A 15,717-nucleotide genomic window follows, 5' to 3' on the forward strand; every position below is an offset into this window, starting at 1 on the left:
GGGCGGGATCGGGTTCACCCAGTCGGCCGGCACGCGGGTGCGGGTGGCGTAGCCGCCGTGCTGCGACACCCCGAAGCCGTGGCTGTGCACGATGACGGCGTCGCCCGGCTGGAAGCGCGGGCTCTGCGACCACTCCACCGTGCCCACGGCATCGATGCCGCCCACGCAGGGAAAGCGGCGGATGATGCGCCCGCGCCCGGTGGCCGCCAGCGCGTCCTTGTAGTTGACGCTGGCGTGGTGGATGCGCACGACCACGTCGCCCGGGTCGAGCTGCGACGGCGTCAAGGTGGTGAAGCGGGCCTGCACCGCGTCCGCGCTGCCTTCGATCAGATACGCCCGGATGGGGTCGTCCATGGTCACTCCTTTTGCTGGGGTTCAGATCACGCCGGCGGCCCGCAGGCCGTCCAGCTGGGCGTCGGTCAGGCCGAGTTCGCGGAACACGGCCTGGTTGTGCTGGCCCAGCGAAGGGCCGGCGTGGCGCACCGCGCCCGGCGTCTCGGAGAACGCGGGCACCACGCTCTGCATGCGCACCGTGCCGAGTTCGTCGTCGGGCACGCTGACGATGGCCTGGCGCGCGGCGAAGTGGGCGTCTTCGAAGATGTCGGCGATGTCGCAGATCGGGCTGAACCCGACCTCGTTGGCCTCCAGCATGCGCCCCAGCTCGTCGATGCGGTGCTTCGCGATCTCCGCCGCGAGCGCCTGGTCGAGCTCGGCCCGGTGGGCCACGCGGTCGCGGTTGGTGGCGTACCTCGGATCGCTCACCAGATCGGGCCGGCCCAGGGCCGCGCACAGGCGTTCGTAGATGCGCTGCGTCGAGGCGGCGATCGAGGCCCAGCGCCCGTCGGCGGTCTGGTACACATTGCCCGGCGCCGCGTACTGGCTGGTGTTGCCCGAACGGCCGCGCACCACGCCCAGCTGGTCGTACTCGATCGGCAGGAAGTCGAGCACGCGGAACATCGACTCCATCATCGAGCAGTCGATCTCCTGGCCGGGCCGGTCCTCACCGCCCTCGCGCTGGTGGTGCAACGCCGCGAGGATGCCGATGGCGCCGAACAGGCCCCCCACCGCATCGGCGATCGGAAAGCCCAGGTGCAAGGGCGGGCGGTCGGCCTCGCCGCAGAGGTTGGTGAAACCCGTCATGGCCTCGAACACGCGCGCGAAGCCCGGCCGGTTGCGGTACGGGCCGGTCTGGCCGAAACCGGTCAGGCGCAGGATGACCAGCCGTGGGTGGATGCCGTGCAACCAGTCCTTGGTGATGCCCCACTTGTCCAGCGTGCCGGGGCGGAAGTTCTCGACGAGCACGTCGTGCTCGGGCAGCAGGCGGCCCAGCAGCTCGCGCCCCTCGTCGCGCCGCAGGTCCAGCGTGATGCCGCGCTTGTTGCGGTTGGCCGCCTTCCACCACAGCGGCACACCGTCCTTGTAGGGCGGCAGGGCGCGCAGCGGGTCGCCCACGCCGGGCATCTCGACCTTGAGCACATCGGCGCCCAGGTCGGCCAGCAAGGTCGAGGCCCAGGGGCCGGCAATCACGGTGGAGAGGTCCAGGATTCGCAGCCCCTGCAGGGGCCCGGCGGCGGCGGTGCTCATGTCTCGAAATCCTTGTGATGGGTCGGTTTCGATGCCAGTTTAGGGAGCGGATGCAAAATACAGAATTCGCATAGGAGGCATTTCAGACATGCTGATTCCGGATCGCAAAGGTTTGCAGATCGAAGACCTGCGCCACTTCGTCCAGGCCGCCGAACACGGCAGCCTCACGGCCGCGGCCACGGCCGCCGGCGTGGCGCAGTCGGCCTTCAGCCGCCAGCTCTCGCGCCTGGAAGCCACGCTGGGTGGGCGCCTGCTGCACCGCACCGGCCGGGGCGTGGTGCTCACCGAACTGGGTCGCCATGTGCTGCCGCGCGCGCACGCGCTGCTGGCCGACGCCTCGGCCCTGGTGGAGGAAGCCGGAGGCAACTGGCAGCGGCCCACCGGGGTGGTGAACGTGGGCCTGCTGCCGTCGATGTCGCGCCCCATGACCGGCCGCCTCTACGCCCGCGTGAGCGAGGCGTTCCCCGACATCCAGCTGCGCGTGGTCGAGGCCTACAGCGGGCAGATCGAGGTGATGCTGGCCGAGGGTCACATCGACGTGGGCACCTTCAACCGCTACCGCCCCCTGCAGCGCGAAAACCAGGACGCGGTGCTGTCCTCGCCCCTGTGCCTGATCGCCGCGCCCGGGGGCCCGCACAGCGGCAAGGCCTCGGTGCGCTTCTCGGCCCTGGCCGGCCTGCCGCTGGTGATGCCGATGCGGCCCAACAGCCTGCGCGCCCTGTTCGAGGAAGTGGCGGGCCGGCGGCGCCTGTCCATGCACGTGGCCCTGGAAGTGAGTTCGGCCACCGCGATGAAGGACGCCGTGATGAGCTGCGGCCTGCATGCCACGCTGCCCGCGCACGCGGTGCAGGACGAACTGGCCAGGGGCCTGCTGGAGTGCATGCCCATCACCCACCCGGCGATCCGGCAGACCACCTTCATCGATGTGACCCGGCGCCGCCCCGCGTCCTCGGCGGTGCGCGAGGTCGCGCGGCTGCTGTCGGGGCTGGTGCGGCAGCTCGGCGCCTAGGCGCCCGGCAGCGCGGCCGCGCGCGCGCGCAGGAATTCCTTCTCGCGCTCGTTGCCCGCGAGGTCGGCCGCGCGCTCGAACTCGGCGCGCGCCTCGCCGTCGCGCCCCAGCTTGGCCAGCAGGTCGCCGCGCACGCTGGGCAGCCAGTGGTACTGGCGCAGCGCCTTGTTCTTCAGCAGCGCGTCCACCAGCACCAGGCCGGCGGCCGGCCCGGCGTGCATGGAGATCGCGCACCGCGCGGTTGAGCTCGACCACCGGCGAAGGCGCCACGCGCGCGAGCTCGCCGTACAGCGCGGCGATGCGGGCCCAGTCGGTGTCGGCGGAACGCACGGCGCGCGCGTGGCAGGCGGCGATGGCCGCCTGCAGGTGGTAAGGGCCCGGCTCGGCGCCGATCAGGTCGGCGCGGTCCAGCGCGGCCAGGCCGCGGCGGATCAGCAGGTGGTCCCAGCGGCTGCGGTCCTGGTCGGCCAGCAGCACCGGGCGGCCCTTGGCGTCGGTGCGCGCGGCGGTGCGCGAGGCCTGGATCTCCATCAGCGCCAGCAGGCCCTGCACCTCGGGCTGTTGCGGCGCGATGCCGGCCAGCATGCGGCCCAGGCGCAGCGCCTCGTCGCACAGCGCGGGGCGCATCCAGTCGCCGCCGCTGGTGGCCGTGTAGCCCTCGTTGAACACCAGGTACACCACCTCGAGCACCGAGGCCAGGCGCTCGCCCAGCGCGTCGCCGCGCGGCACCTCGAACGGCACGCCGGCCTCGCTGATGGTGCGCTTGGCGCGCACGATGCGCTGCGCGATGGTGGCCTCGGGCACCAGGAAGGCGCGCGCGATCTCGTGCGTGCTGAGCCCGCCCAGCAGCTTGAGCGTGAGGGCCACGCGCGCGTCGGTGGAGAGCACCGGGTGGCAGGCCGTGAAGACCAGGCGCAGCAGGTCGTCGCCGATGTCGTCCTGCCGCGCCTCGTCCAGCGCGTCCACGAAATCGGGCACGTGCGTGGCGCCCAGGGCTTCGAGGTCGGCGGCGATGCCGTCGTGCTTCTCGTCGGCCATCTGGCGGTGGCGCAGGTGGTCGAGCGCGCGGCGCTTGGCGGTGGTCATGAGCCAGGCGGCGGGGTTGTCGGGCACGCCGTCCCTGGGCCAGTGCTCCAGCGCGGCCACCAGCGCGTCCTGCGCGAGCTCCTCGGCCACGCCGATGTCGCGCACCACCCGCGCCACGCTGGCCGTGATGCGCGCGGACTCGAGGCGCCAGACGGTGGCGATGGCCTGGTGGACACTGGAATGCATGGGCCGAATTTACATCTGCGCGGGGGCGGCGCTCATGTCCATCCAGAACACCTCCCATTGGTGGCCGTCGAGGTCGGCGAAACCGTGCTGGTACATGAAGCCGTGGTCCATCGGCGCGTTCGGCGTGGTGGCGCCGGCGGCCACCGCCTTGGCCACCACCTCGTCCACCTGGGCGCGGTGGTCGACCGAGAGCGCCACCAGCACCTCGGTGGCCTTCTTCGCGTCCGAGATCGGCAGTTTGGTGAAGCCCTGGAAGAAGGGCTCGACCAGCAGCATGGCGAAGATGTTCTCGCCCACCTCGAGGCAGGCGCCCTGCTCGTTGGTGAACTGCGGGTTGAAGTTCAGGCCCAGCGACTTGAAGAAGGCCTGCGAGCGGGCCATGTCCTTGATGGGCAGGTTGACGAAGATCTGGCGAAACATGGTGTTTCCTTTCGAAGGGTGAGGGGGTGAAGAAGGTTCAGGACGCCGCCGGCTTCTCGGCCAGGGACTTGAGGTAAGACAGGCCGGCCTCGAAATCGCGGCCGATCATCTGGTCCATGTTCATGAAGACGCCGATGAGCCGCGCGATGAAGGGGCTGGGGCCATCCATGGCCCAGGTCACGCGGGTGGCCTCGCCTTCGGGCACCAGGCTGAAGGTGACGACGTTGTGGCCCTCGAAAGGCTCGAACATGTCGAGCTGCATGGTCACGCTGGAGGGCGCGCTGGACGCGGTGATGCCGATGCGGCCCTTGCCCACGTCCTTGTTGCCCTGGAACTCGTACACCGCGCCGGTGCCGGCGGTGGGCCCGCTGTACTGGCCCTGCATGGCCGGGTCCTTGCGGGCGTAGGGGTTCCAGGTGTTGAAGCGCTGCAGGTCGTTGATGAGCGGGTGCAGCCGCTCGGCGCTCGCCTGGATGGTGGTGGAGCGCTCGACGTGGAAGCGGTCGGGCCGGCTCGCGGCGTACAGCAGCAGGGCGGCGATGGCCACGCCGATCAGCAAAGCAAGGATCTTGAGCATGGTGGCGGCTCCTCAGCGCTGGGGGTTGTGCATGGCGTCGAGCTTCTTGAAGTCTTCCAATGGCTCGCTGGGCGGGAAATCCTCCATCTCGTAGAGCTGGCGCAGTTCGATCACGGCCTCCTTGCCGGCGCCCGCCGGGTTGGGGGAAGCGGCGGCTCCACTCCATCGCCTCTTCGCGCGAACGCACCTGGATCAGGGTGTAGCCGGCGATGAGTTCCTTGGACTCGGCGAACGGGCCGTCGACGACGCGCTTCTTGCCGTCGGCGCTGTACTGGATGCGCCAGCCCTTGCGGCTGGGGTGCAGGCCCGAGCCGTCGAGCAGCACGCCGGCCTGGGCCAGTTCCTCGTGGTAGCGGACCATCTCGGCCATCAGCGCCTCGTCGGGCGCGGGCGAGGTCTCGGCTTCGAATTCGTCGCAGGACTTGACGATGATCATGAATCGCATGGTGGGTCTCCTGGAGAGGGGTTCAGGGGTGGTCGAAGGCGTGCTGCAGGGCCGCGATGTCGAGCTTGCCCATGGCGAGCATGGCCAGCGTGACGCTCTGGCGCCGCGCCGCGTCGGGGTGCTGCAGCTGGGCCATGAGCTGCTCGGGCACGACCTGCCAGGACAGGCCGTAGCGGTCCTGCAGCCAGCCGCAGCGCTCCTGCTCGGGCACGGCCGAGAGGTGTTGCCAGTAGTGGTCCACCTCCTGCTGCGAAGTGCAGCGCACCAGGAGGGAGATCGCGGGCGAGAACCGGAAATGCGGCCCGCCGTTGAGCGCGGTGTGCGGCTGCCCGTCGAGTTCGAAATCGATCGTGAGCACCGTGCCCTCGGGCAGCTGGGCGCCAGGACCGTAGCGGGTGATCGCGCCGATGCGCGAGTTCGGGAACACCGACACGTAGAACCGTGCGGCCTCCTCGGCCTGTGTGTCAAACCACAGGCAAGGCTGGATGCGGGCGGGTGCGTTCATCAAGAACTCCTGTTGAAATGGGGATCTTCAACAGGCACGACGAACCAGCCCCGCGGTTTTCGACAAGCGCCGACAGAAACACCCCAGGAAAAACCCTGAGGCCGGGATTCAGCCCCGGCTGTCGTCGTAACACGGCCCCAGGGCGCGCACCTCGACGGTGGCCCATTCGGCGGCCGGGCACTCCTGGGCGATGGCCACGGCCTCGTCCATGCTGGCGCAGTCCAGCAGGAAAAAGCCGCCGATCATTTCCTTGGCTTCGGCGAACGGCCCGTCCACCACCTGGGCCTTGCCGCCGCCGGTGTGCACCCGCACCCCCTGGGACTGGGAGGCCAGCGATTCCGCCGCCAGCAGCTTGCCGCGCGAGCGCAGCGACTCGCCGAAACGCTGCATGCTGGCGTACGCCTCGCGGCCCTGGGCCTCGGTGCGCGTGCCGCGCTGGCCGGCCGGTTCAAGGATCAGGAGCATGTGGGACATGGAGCGCCTCGTTTCACTGTGCACAAGCCCTCCATGCTAACGCCTCACCCCGCCACCCGATGGCCCACAATGCCTTTCCATGAACCCTGCCAACTTCGAGGCCTTTCGCCTTCAGGCCCTGATCGAAGGCTACGACGAGGTGATCGAGCGCGAGTGGGCGCCCTTCACGGTGCTGGACATGCACACCCACCCCTTTGCCGCCAAGGCGGTGGTCACGCGCGGCGAGATGTGGCTGACGGTGGGCGACCTCACGCGCCAGCTGCGCGCGGGCGACACCTTCCAGATCGACGGCGAGGTGCCGCACGCCGAGCGCTATGGCGCCGAGGGCGCCACCTATTGGGTGGCGCGGCGCAAGGACTGACCGAAAACGCTCAGTCCAAATAGGCCTCGGCCTGCCGGATCACGGGCGACCAGCGCGCGATCTCCTGGCGCAGGTGCTTGCCCAACCCTTCGGGCGTGGCCTTGTCCTTGCTCACGGGCAGGGCGCCCAGCTTCTGCAGGCTGTCGCGGAACGCCGGGTCGGCCAGGCCGTCCTGCAGCGCCTTCACCAGCTTTTCGGTGACGGGCCTGGGCAGGTTCTTCGGCGCGTACACGCCGTGCCAGACCGTGACCTCCAGCCCGTCGATCCCCTGCTCGCTCAGCGTCGGCAGCTCGGGCAGCGAGGGCAGGCGCTCGCGCGTGGTGCTGCCGTAGGGCTTGACGCGCGCGGCCTGGATCGGGCCCAGCGTGGTGGTGATCTGGTCGCACAGCAGCTCCACCTGGCCCCCCTGCAGGTCGGCCATGGCGGGCGCGGCGCCCTTGTAGGGCACGGTGGTCATGGCCAGGTTCAGCCGGCTCATCAGCATCAGGCCGCACAGGTGCGAGGCCGTGCCGATGCCGGCGTTGGCGAGGTTGATCTTCTTCTGGTTGAGCGTGATGTACTGGTGCAGCGCCTTGAAACCGGTCGGTTCGAGGTCGCGCTTGCCCACCAGCGTCATGGGCACGTCCGCCACCTGGCCGATGAAGTCCAGGTCGGTGGCCGGGTTGAAGCGCAGCGAGCGCGAGAGCGCGGGCAGCGTGGACATGCCGATGTTGTGGATCAGCAGCGTGTAGCCATTGGCTTCGGCGCGCACCACGGCCTCGGTGCCGACGATGCCGCCCGAGCTGGCGCGGTTCTCCACCACCACCGGCTGGCCCAGCGACTTGCCCATGGCCTGGGCCAGGTGGCGCGCGACCACGTCGGTCGGCCCGCCGGCCGAGAACGGCACGATGAGCGTCACTGGGCGCTGGGGGAACTCCTGGGCCAGCGCGGCGCTGCCCAGGCCCAGCGCGATGGCCAGGGTGAATATCCGTTTCTTCATCTTTGTCTCCTTCGTTGTGGTTCGGTCGATGGGGTCGCGGCGGTCTCAGGCCTCCGTCTTCTCGGTCCATTCGCGGTCCGCGTTCAGCAGGGGGTCGCGCACCAGCACGCCGTCGCGGTACAGCTGCCCGATCTCGTCGTCGTCCAGCCCGGCGAGCGACTTGAGGATCTCCTCGTTGTGCTCGCCCAGCAGGTCGGCGCGCAGGCCTCCCGGCACGCGCCACGCGGAGAAGCGCGCGGGCGGGCCCGGGATGTCGAAGCGGCCGATGTAGGGGTCGTGCACCTCGCGCACCACGCCGCGTTCGCGCAGGTGCGGGTGCGCCATGGCCTCGCGCAGGGTGAGCACAGGCGCGCAGGGAATGCGGTGGCGTTCCAGCGCGGCGATGGCCTCGTCGCGCGTGGTGAAGCCGGCCAGCCAGGTTTCGAGGAGGTGCTTGAGCGCCTCGTTGTGGTCGCGCCGCAGCGCGGCGGTGGCGAAGCGCTCGTCCTTCAGCAGCTCCGGCTGGCCCAGCGCCTCGACGAAGGCCGCCCACTGGTGCGGCAGCGTGGCCAGCGTGAGGTAGCTGCCGTCGCCGCAGCGGAAGATGCCGGTCGGCCCGCCGTCGGGGTGCTGCGAGCCGGTGCGCACCGGGGTGTGGTTTTTGCGCAGGCTCACGCGCGGCACCGCCACCTCGTGCATGTTGAAGTAGGTGTCGAGCAGCGAGGTCTCGATGTACTGGCCCTCGCCGGTGCGCTCGCGGTGCAGCAGCGCGAAGCCCACCGCCATGGCCGCCGCCACGCCGGTGGAGGCGTCGCCGATGGCCATGGTGATCAGCGCGGGCTCGCCGTCGCGCTCGCCGATCAGGTCGGTGATGCCGGCATAGGCCTGGGCCACGTAGTCGTAGCCCGGCTTCTGCGCCAGCTCGCCGGCCTGGCCGGCCAGCGAGATGGAGCACATCACCAGCCTCGGGTTGATGGCCTTCAGCTCGTCGTAGCTCAGACCCGCGCGCGCCATCACGCCGGGCGAGAAGTTCTCCACCAGCACGTCGAACTTCGGCACCATGGCCTTGATGAGTTCGCGAGCGCGCTCGCTCTTGAAGTCCAGCGCCAGGCTTTTCTTGGAGTGGTTGTGCTGGATGAAGTAGGTGCTCTGCGAGCAGCGCTTGTGCTCGGGCTGGTTGGAGCGCAGGCCGCCCACGCGGGTGCGGTCGCCGAAGGGCGCGAGCTCGAGCTTGACCACCTCGGCGCCCATCTCGGCCAGGATGCGGGTGCAGGTCGGGCCGGCCACGATCTGCGTGATGTCGAGCACGCGGTAGCCGGTGAGCATGGGGGTCTTCTGGGTCATGGGGTCTTTTCCGAGGGGGAGAACTGGCCGGCGCCGAACAGGTTGTCCCAGCGCTCGCCGGTGGGCTTGGCGCCGGAGCGGTCGACCTTCTCTTCCAGCACGGCCAGGCCGCGCTGCACCGCCGGGCGCGCGCGCACCACCGCGTACCAGCGCTGCAGGTGAGGGAAGTCGGCGAGGTCCTGGCCCTGCCACTTGTGGGCGCGCAGCCAGGGTAGGTCGCCATGTCGGCGATCGAGTACTGGTCGCCCGCGAGGTACTCGGCCTCGGCCAGGCGGCGGTCGATCACGGTGTAGAGCCGGCGCGCCTCTTTCGTGTAGCGGTCGATCGCGTATTCGATCTTCTCGGGCGCGTACTTGCGGAAGTGGTGCGCCTGCCCGAGCATGGGGCCGACCCCCCCCATCTGGAACATGAGCCACTGCACCACGTCATAGCGCGCGCGCAGGTCCTGCGGCAGGAAGGCCCAGCCCTGCTTCTCGGCCAGGTACATCATGATGGCCCCCGACTCGAACAGCGCGATCGGCGCGCCGCCCGGGCCCTCGGGGTCCACCAGCGCGGGGATCTTGTTGTTCGGGCTGATCCTGAGGAACTCGGGCCGGAACTGCTCGCCCTTGCCGATGTGCACGGGAATGACGCGGTAAGGCAGGCCCAGCTCTTCCAGCAGGATGGAGACCTTGTAGCCGTTGGGCGTGCTCCAGAAGTAGAGATCGATCATGGGCGGTGATGATGGTGCGCATGGCCAAGGTGCGCCAATACCGTGTCGGGCTTGGGGCATCGTGAAAAGATATGGAGCCCCCCAAGGGCCGATAGGACAATGGCCCGATGGAAATCCGCCAGCTCAAGTACTTCGTGCGCATCGTCGAACTGGGCAGCGTCTCGCGCGCCGCCGCCGACCTGTTCATCGCCCAGCCCGCGCTCAGCCACCAGATGGCCAACCTGGAGGACGAGCTCAAGGTCAAGCTGCTCTCGCGCAGCGTGCGCGGCGTCTCGGCCACCGAAGCGGGCGAGGTGTTTTACCGCCACGCGCGCGCCATGCTGCGCCAGATGGAGCGCATGCGCACCGACGTGCAGCACGCCGGCGACTACCCGCAGGGCCTGGTCTCGGTGGGCCTGCCCAGCAGCGCGGCCACGCTGCTCGCGCCTTCGCTGATCGCCGAGGCCGCCGCGAAGTACCCCGACATCCAGCTGCAGATCACCGAGAGCCTGAGCGGCCACCTGGAGGAGCTGGTGGTCAACGGCCGCATCGAGATGAGCCTGCTGTTCGAGCCGCTGGCGCCGGACACCGGCACGGCGCGCCAGAAGGTCTCCAGCCACCTGGACGTGCGCCCGCTGCTGATCGAGGACCTGTTCCTGATGTCGGCGCAGGGCGTGGGCGATGGCGACACGGTGTCGCTGGCCCAGGCCGCGCCCTGCGCGCTGGCCCTGCCCGGCCGCTCCAACGTGACGCGCCAGATCATCGACGCGGCCTTCCAGGCCGCCGGGCACGAGATGCGCGTGCTGGCCGAGCTCGACTCGCTGCGCAACCATCCGCGCGGTGGTGGCGCAGCGGCGTGGGCGCCACCATCGGCTCGGCGGCCATTCCGGGCGGCACGGCCGGCCTGCGCGTGCAGCGCATCACCGAGCCGGCTCTGCAGCGCCGCCTGTCGCTGTGCACCTTCGACATCGTGCCCCTGAGCAGCGCGGCGCACCGCATCGTCGAGCTCATCACCGAGGTCACGCACCGGCGGGTGGAGGCGGGCCAATGGCCCGGCGCCTCGCCCGTGCCGCCCCCATAGGACGGCGCGATACCGCCACGTCAAAGACCTATTTCCCCCCGCGCGGACCCGCTGCCTACACTGCGGCGCACATTTCCAACGGTGGGCCCATGACTGCAAAGATCCTCGACGGCGTGGTCGTTCTCGACCTCACGCGTTTTTTCTCCGGCCCCCAGGGCACGCTGTTCCTGGCCGGCCTGGGCGCGGAGGTCATCAAGATCGACGACCCGAAAACCGGCGACCCGACCGCCTTCGCGCCGCCCTTCGCGGGCCCGCAGGGCGTGAGCTTCCAGCGCCAGACCGACGAGGACATGGGCATTGCCTACCTCAAGCGCGCGCGGGGCAAGAAGTCGGCCACGCTCAACCTCAAGAGCGCCGAGGGGCGCGAGATCTTCCTGCGCATGGTGCGCCACGCGGACGTGGTGGTGGACAACTTCAGCGCCGGCGTGGCCGAGCGCCTGGGCGTGGGCTACGCGGCGCTGAAGGAAGCCAACCCGCGCATCGTGTACTGCTCGCTCACCGGCTACGGCGCCACCGGGCCGGACCGCCACCTCAAGGCCTACGACCTGATGGTGCAGGCCGCCGTGGGCCTGATGAGCATCACCGGCCAGCCCGGCAGCGCGCCCACCAAGGCCGGCTCGCCGGTGTCCGACGCGATCTCGGGCGTGTTCGCGGCGCTGGGCATCGTGGCCGCGCTGCTGCACCGCGACCGCACCGGCGAGGGCCAGGCCATCGACGTGTCCATGGCCGACTGCCTGTTCTCGCTGATCTTCGACGAGCCGCTGGACTGCTACCCGCAGCTCGGCCTGCAGCCCCAGCAGGGCAACCGCATCATGCGTTTCTCGCCCTTCAACGCCTACCGCACACGCGACGGTTGGGTCACGCTCGGCGCGGCCACGCACGACGACTGGCTCGCGCTGCTGGAGGTGATGGAGCGCCGCGACCTCCAGGACGACCCGGACATGATGTCGGTCGCCTGGCGCCTGGCGAACAACGCCCAGGTGGACGAGGTGGTCGCGTCGTGGGCGCGGACCATCACCACCGAGGAGGTCGAGGCCCGCCTGGCGCAGGCCAAGCTGGCCTGCAGCCCGGTGCGCGACATCCACGGTGTGCTGCGCTGGGACCAGATGGTCCAGCGCCAGATGGCGGTGCCGCTGTGGAACCCGCTGAGCCGCTCCACCATGGTGGCCGCGGGCTCGGGCTTTCCGATCAAGTTCAGCGCCGCCCCGGGCGGCTACGACCAGCCGGCCCCGCTGCCGGGCGCGCACAGCGACGAGGTGCTCACGCGCCTGGCCGGCCTGGACGCGGCGCAGATCGAGGCCTTGCGCGGGGCGCGGGTCGTCTGACACCCACCCCCCAAAAAAGCGCCGGCTCGAAGCCGGCGTTTTGTGAAGGGGCGCGGGAGAAACGCTCAGGCGGTGGCGCGCGCCAGCTCGTCTTCCATGAAATCGAGCCGGTCCTTGCCCCAGAACATCTCGTCGCCCACGAACATCATGGGCACGCCGAACACACCGCGCGCCACCGCGTCGTCCGTGCTCTTGGCGAGCTGGGCGCCGGTCTCGTCGCTGGCGCTGGTGGCCTCGAACCAGTCCGGGTCCACGCCGAGCCGCTCGGCGATGGGGCGCAGGCCCGCGTATTCCACGATGCCCGCGTTGCCCTGTTCCCAGTAGGCCTCGAGCGCCGCTTCGACGAAGGGCAGCTCCAGCCCCTTCTGGCGCATCGCCAGCGAACCGCGCAGCACGCGGCTGGACTTGATCGGGAACTGGAGCGGAATCTGGAACGGCAGCTGGTGCTTCTCGGCCCAGCGCATCAGGTCGCGCTTGCGGTAGCGCAGCTTGGCCTTGGACTCTTTCATGAGCTCGTACTCGTTGTTGCGGAACACGTAGCCCAGGTTGTAGGGGTGCAGCACGAGTTCGGCGCCGTGGCGCGCCACGATGGGCTGGAGGAGCTTGAACGCGAAATAGGTGTTCGTGCTGCCGATGTCCCAGTACAGATCGACGTGTGGCTTGGTCATGCGCTTTCCATGGTGGCTGTTGAGTGGCCCACAGTCTAGGAAGCGCGGCGCGCGCTGACCAATACGGAATGGCGATTCGGGTATAGGGCCGCGTTATGGGGCGCCGGCCGGCTCCAGCAGCACGTACAGGCCCATCACCGGTTTCTGCTGGTCTTCGCGCAGCGGCGCCTGCCAGGTCTGGCGCACCTGGAAGCCGTGCGCCCGGGCCAGGCGCTCCACATAGGCCGGGGCATGCGCGTAGCGCAGGCTGGGCCGCAGTTGCAGTTCTTCGGCGCCGGTGGCGAGTTCGACCGAGAAGGCGAAACAGCCCGAGGGCGCGAGGCGCTCGCGCACCGCGGCGAAGACGCCGTCGAGCGCGCCCACGTAGATGAACACGTCGGCGGCGATCACGAGGTCGGCGGGTTCACTTTGCGAGCGCAGGAATTCGAGCAGCTCGCCCTGCACCACCTGGCGGTAGGCGCCGCTGGCCCGCGCCTGCTCGACCATGGCCTGGGCCAGGTCCACGCCGTCCACCGCGTCGGCGTGCGGGCGAATGAGCTGGCCGCACAGGCCGGTGCCGCAACCCAGGTCCAGCACCAGCGGGTAGCGCCGGCCGCCCACGCGCAACGGCGCCAGCAGGGTCTCGTGCGCCTGGTACTTCAGCTGGTGGATCAGGTGGTGCTGGAAATCGTCGGCGTACTCGTCGAACAGCGCTTCCACGTAGGCGCGCGGCGGCTGCGGTGGCGTGGCCTCGCCGGCCTTCACCGAGGCGAGGTAGAAGCGGTGCAGGGTTTCGTCGCCACCGTGGGCCAGGGCCTGCTCGAAGCAGCGCGCGGCCTCGGCGTGCCGGCCGGCGTCGCGCAGCACGCTGCCACGCTGGCTCCAGGCCTCGGCCAGGGTCGGGTCGAGCGCGAGCGCCCGGTCCAGCGCCGCCAGCGCGTCGTCGGGCCGGTCCAGCCGCAGCAGGCACATCGCCAGGGACAGGTGGATCTGCGCGGTGGACGCCCCCAGCCGCACGCCCTGCTGCAGCGCGTGCGCGGCGCCGGCCCAGTTCGACAGGGCTTCGTGCGAGAGGCCGAGCGCGACCCAGGCGTCGCGGTGGGTGGGGTCGGCCTGGGTGGCCTGCGCCAGCGTGGCCACGGCCTCGGGCCAGCGGCCCAGGCGGCACTGGGTCACGCCCAGGTTGGCCAGGATGGACGGCCGCCCCGGCACCAGGGCCAGCGCGGCCTCGTAGCGGCTCTGCGCCTCGTCGAGCCGGTCGGCCTCGAAGAGGGCGTTGCCTTCGAAGAAAAAGGCCTTGGCCTGTTCGGTGGGGTCGGTGGCGTTGCTCATGCGGCAACCTTACACCACCGCCCTCAGCTGTTCGGCCACGGCCGCCGCGAAGGCCGGGTCGTTGATGTGAAACGGCAGCGGGATCAGCCGGTGCGCGTCGCTCGCCTCGAACAGGCGCTCCAGCGTGTCGAACAGCACCGCGTTGGCCTCGGGCGCGTGGAAAGCCAGGCCGGGCGCGTCGATCATGGACAAGCCGCCCAGCGGCAGCAGCAGGCGCACCGGGCCCCGGGCGCGGTTGAGCTGTTCGGCGATGCGCCGCGCCGCCGCCTCCAGCTCCTGGGCGTTGCTGCGCATCAGCGTCACGTTGGCGTTGTGCACGTGGAAGGTGCGGCCCTGGTGCCGTTCGGGAATGGTGGACGGCGCGCCCCAGTTGATCATGTCCAGCGCGCCCACCGAGCCCACCCAGGGCAGGCCATGGCGCGCGGCGGCGTCGAGCCGGTTCGGCCCGGCGTCGCACACGCCGCCGGCCAGGTGCTGACCCACCTCGGTGGTGGTGATGTCGACCACGGCGCGCAGCATGCCGGCGGCGGCCAGGGCCTCCAGCGTGCGACCGCCCGCGCCGTTGGCGTGGAACACCTGGGTGTCGAAATCGGCCTCGAGCAGCCCGCGCACAGCCTGCACGCAGGGCGTGGTGACGCCGAACATGGTCAGGCCGATGGAAGGCTTGTCGGCCCCGTGGTCCGTCGGCGCGTGGTGCTGCAGCATGCCCACCAGCGCGTGCGCCGCGTTGGCCAGGATGGTGCGCGAGAGCCGGTTGAGGCCGGCGATGTCGGTCACCGGGTACATCAGGGTGAGGTCCACCACGCCCACGTAGGCCGAGACATCGCCGGCCGCCATGGTGGAGACCAGCAGCTTCGGCATGCCGATGGGCAGCAGGCGCATGGCCGGCGCGATCATGGAGCTGCCACCCGAACCACCCACGCCCAGCATGGCCTGGATCCCGCCTGCGCCCAGGCGCTCGCGCACCAGCGCGCTCAGCGCCTCGCTCATCGCGATCACCGCTTCGCCCCGGTCGGTGGGCTCGAACACGGCGGCCGCGCCCTTGGGGTGGTGCCGCGCCACGGCGGCGGCGTCGATGTCGGCCACGCCGCTCGCGCTGCGCGTGCCGATGTCCACCGTCAGCACGCGCACGCCGGCCGCGCGCAGCAGGCCGGCGAGGTAGTCCAGCTCGGCGGCCTTGGTGTCGAAGGTGCCCACCACCCACGCGGCGGCTGGCGCGGTGGTCATCGGGTCTTGCCGTGGTGCGCGTTGACGCACTCGAAGAAGGTGCGGAAGGTGCCTTTCACGCGCTCCACCGCCTCGGCCTCCTGGTCGGCCGGCACGTCCCACTCGGCCCACCACTCACCGAAGCAGCGGTTGCCTTCGGTGATGGGCAGCAGGTGCATCTCGGCCACGTAGTTCTTCCAGTCGGCGTCGATGTGCAGGATCCTGTAGCGGCAGCGGTGCGTGTCGTCGGACAGCGCGAGCAGCTGTTCGCGCAGGAAGCCGCCGCCGTCGCGCACGGTGAAGTGGCGCACGCAGCCGACCTGGTCGGCCGGTTTGCCGTCTTCGATGTAGGAGTTCTCGAAGTACGGGTGGTAGTTGCCGAGCGCGCCGAAGTCGCGCAGGTAGGCCCACGCCTCCTCCAGCGTCGCGTCCATCACCGCGCTCACGTAGACCCTGGCCATGTCCTGTCTCCTGTGGTGGTTCGAA

Annotated in this window: 15 protein-coding genes and 4 pseudogenes; 4 read left to right on the top strand and 15 right to left on the bottom strand. The window is 70.3% G+C overall.

From position 1 onward, the window contains the following. Positions 1-63 precede the first annotated feature (63 nt). Both ACFJI0_RS19045 and ACFJI0_RS19050 read right to left on the bottom strand, forming a co-directional pair. Positions 64-354 (bottom strand): annotated as a pseudogene (locus tag ACFJI0_RS19045) (alcohol dehydrogenase catalytic domain-containing protein); the annotation flags it as partial. Positions 355-375: 21 nt separating this feature from the next. After that, on the bottom strand, positions 376-1,584 hold the full coding sequence (locus tag ACFJI0_RS19050) for a CaiB/BaiF CoA transferase family protein (protein ID WP_382321885.1): 1,209 nt from the start codon (positions 1,582-1,584) through the stop codon (positions 376-378). Positions 1,585-1,672: 88 nt separating this feature from the next. Between ACFJI0_RS19050 and ACFJI0_RS19055 the strand changes: the two genes are divergently transcribed. After that, complete coding sequence (locus ACFJI0_RS19055; protein WP_382154311.1) at positions 1,673-2,593, top strand: LysR substrate-binding domain-containing protein; 921 nt, start codon at positions 1,673-1,675, stop codon at positions 2,591-2,593. Here the strand turns inward: ACFJI0_RS19055 and ACFJI0_RS19060 are convergent. The 6 genes and pseudogenes from ACFJI0_RS19060 to ACFJI0_RS19085 all read right to left on the bottom strand — a co-directional run bounded on the left by ACFJI0_RS19060 (position 2,590) and on the right by ACFJI0_RS19085 (position 6,286). Next, positions 2,590-3,865 (bottom strand): annotated as a pseudogene (locus ACFJI0_RS19060) (RNA polymerase sigma factor). The gene ACFJI0_RS19055 and the pseudogene ACFJI0_RS19060 sit on opposite strands and share 4 nt — an antisense overlap. Positions 3,866-3,874: 9 nt before the next feature. Continuing rightward, positions 3,875-4,285: a VOC family protein gene (locus ACFJI0_RS19065; RefSeq protein ID WP_382154305.1), complete on the bottom strand. Its 411-nt coding sequence runs from the start codon at positions 4,283-4,285 to the stop codon at positions 3,875-3,877. A 37-nt stretch (positions 4,286-4,322) separates the two neighbouring features. Further along, positions 4,323-4,862 carry an SRPBCC family protein gene (locus tag ACFJI0_RS19070; protein ID WP_382321887.1) on the bottom strand — a complete coding sequence of 180 codons (540 nt, stop codon included), beginning with the start codon at positions 4,860-4,862 and terminating at the stop codon, positions 4,323-4,325. A 12-nt stretch (positions 4,863-4,874) separates the two neighbouring features. Beyond that, positions 4,875-5,307: pseudogene (locus ACFJI0_RS19075) on the bottom strand (YciI family protein). Between the two features lie 22 nt (positions 5,308-5,329). Continuing rightward, on the bottom strand, positions 5,330-5,812 hold the full coding sequence (locus ACFJI0_RS19080; RefSeq protein ID WP_382154299.1) for a VOC family protein: 483 nt from the start codon (positions 5,810-5,812) through the stop codon (positions 5,330-5,332). Between the two features lie 108 nt (positions 5,813-5,920). Next, positions 5,921-6,286, bottom strand: a complete 366-nt coding sequence (locus ACFJI0_RS19085) for a YciI family protein (protein ID WP_291111210.1) — start codon at positions 6,284-6,286, stop codon at positions 5,921-5,923. Between the two features lie 79 nt (positions 6,287-6,365). Between ACFJI0_RS19085 and ACFJI0_RS19090 the strand changes: the two genes are divergently transcribed. Continuing rightward, positions 6,366-6,647 carry a cupin domain-containing protein gene (locus tag ACFJI0_RS19090; protein ID WP_382154296.1) on the top strand — a complete coding sequence of 94 codons (282 nt, stop codon included), beginning with the start codon at positions 6,366-6,368 and terminating at the stop codon, positions 6,645-6,647. Positions 6,648-6,657: 10 nt separating this feature from the next. Here the strand turns inward: ACFJI0_RS19090 and ACFJI0_RS19095 are convergent, their stop codons facing one another. From ACFJI0_RS19095 to ACFJI0_RS19105, 3 genes and pseudogenes are all read right to left on the bottom strand, one after another. Next, the gene (locus ACFJI0_RS19095; protein ID WP_382154293.1) at positions 6,658-7,626 is read right to left on the bottom strand and encodes a tripartite tricarboxylate transporter substrate-binding protein; all 969 of its coding nucleotides are present in this window, start codon (positions 7,624-7,626) and stop codon (positions 6,658-6,660) included. A 45-nt stretch (positions 7,627-7,671) separates the two neighbouring features. Continuing rightward, entirely contained in the window at positions 7,672-8,949 is a 1,278-nt protein-coding gene (locus ACFJI0_RS19100) for a CaiB/BaiF CoA transferase family protein (protein ID WP_382321888.1), read from the bottom strand. Continuing rightward, positions 8,946-9,661 (bottom strand): annotated as a pseudogene (locus ACFJI0_RS19105) (glutathione S-transferase N-terminal domain-containing protein). Before ACFJI0_RS19105 ends, ACFJI0_RS19100 begins: the two are co-directional and overlap by 4 nt. A gap of 107 nt (positions 9,662-9,768) precedes the next feature. Here ACFJI0_RS19105 and ACFJI0_RS19110 point away from each other — a divergent pair. Together ACFJI0_RS19110 and ACFJI0_RS19115 are read left to right on the top strand one after the other, a co-directional pair. Beyond that, positions 9,769-10,620 (top strand): LysR family transcriptional regulator, encoded by an 852-nt coding sequence (locus ACFJI0_RS19110; protein WP_382321890.1) that lies wholly within the window; start codon positions 9,769-9,771, stop codon positions 10,618-10,620. 190 nt (positions 10,621-10,810) lie between these two features. Further along, positions 10,811-12,046, top strand: coding sequence for a CaiB/BaiF CoA transferase family protein (locus ACFJI0_RS19115; protein WP_382154282.1), 1,236 nt, complete (start codon positions 10,811-10,813; stop codon positions 12,044-12,046). Between the two features lie 65 nt (positions 12,047-12,111). Here the strand turns inward: ACFJI0_RS19115 and ACFJI0_RS19120 are convergent, their stop codons facing one another. The 4 genes from ACFJI0_RS19120 to ACFJI0_RS19135 form a co-directional block, all read right to left on the bottom strand. Further along, positions 12,112-12,714 (bottom strand): 2-hydroxychromene-2-carboxylate isomerase, encoded by a 603-nt coding sequence (locus ACFJI0_RS19120; protein WP_382321892.1) that lies wholly within the window; start codon positions 12,712-12,714, stop codon positions 12,112-12,114. Between the two features lie 93 nt (positions 12,715-12,807). Further along, the gene (locus ACFJI0_RS19125; RefSeq protein WP_382321893.1) at positions 12,808-14,025 is read right to left on the bottom strand and encodes a tetratricopeptide repeat protein; all 1,218 of its coding nucleotides are present in this window, start codon (positions 14,023-14,025) and stop codon (positions 12,808-12,810) included. A 9-nt stretch (positions 14,026-14,034) separates the two neighbouring features. Then, on the bottom strand, positions 14,035-15,252 hold the full coding sequence (locus tag ACFJI0_RS19130; protein ID WP_382321894.1) for a Tm-1-like ATP-binding domain-containing protein: 1,218 nt from the start codon (positions 15,250-15,252) through the stop codon (positions 14,035-14,037). Further along, positions 15,249-15,692 carry an SRPBCC family protein gene (locus tag ACFJI0_RS19135; protein ID WP_382154270.1) on the bottom strand — a complete coding sequence of 148 codons (444 nt, stop codon included), beginning with the start codon at positions 15,690-15,692 and terminating at the stop codon, positions 15,249-15,251. Before ACFJI0_RS19135 ends, ACFJI0_RS19130 begins: the two co-directional genes overlap by 4 nt. Between the last annotated feature and the right edge of the window lie 25 nt (positions 15,693-15,717).

It is taken from the genome of Hydrogenophaga sp. UC242_53, from assembly GCF_042696965.1.
GTDB lineage: Bacteria > Pseudomonadota > Gammaproteobacteria > Burkholderiales > Burkholderiaceae_C > Hydrogenophaga.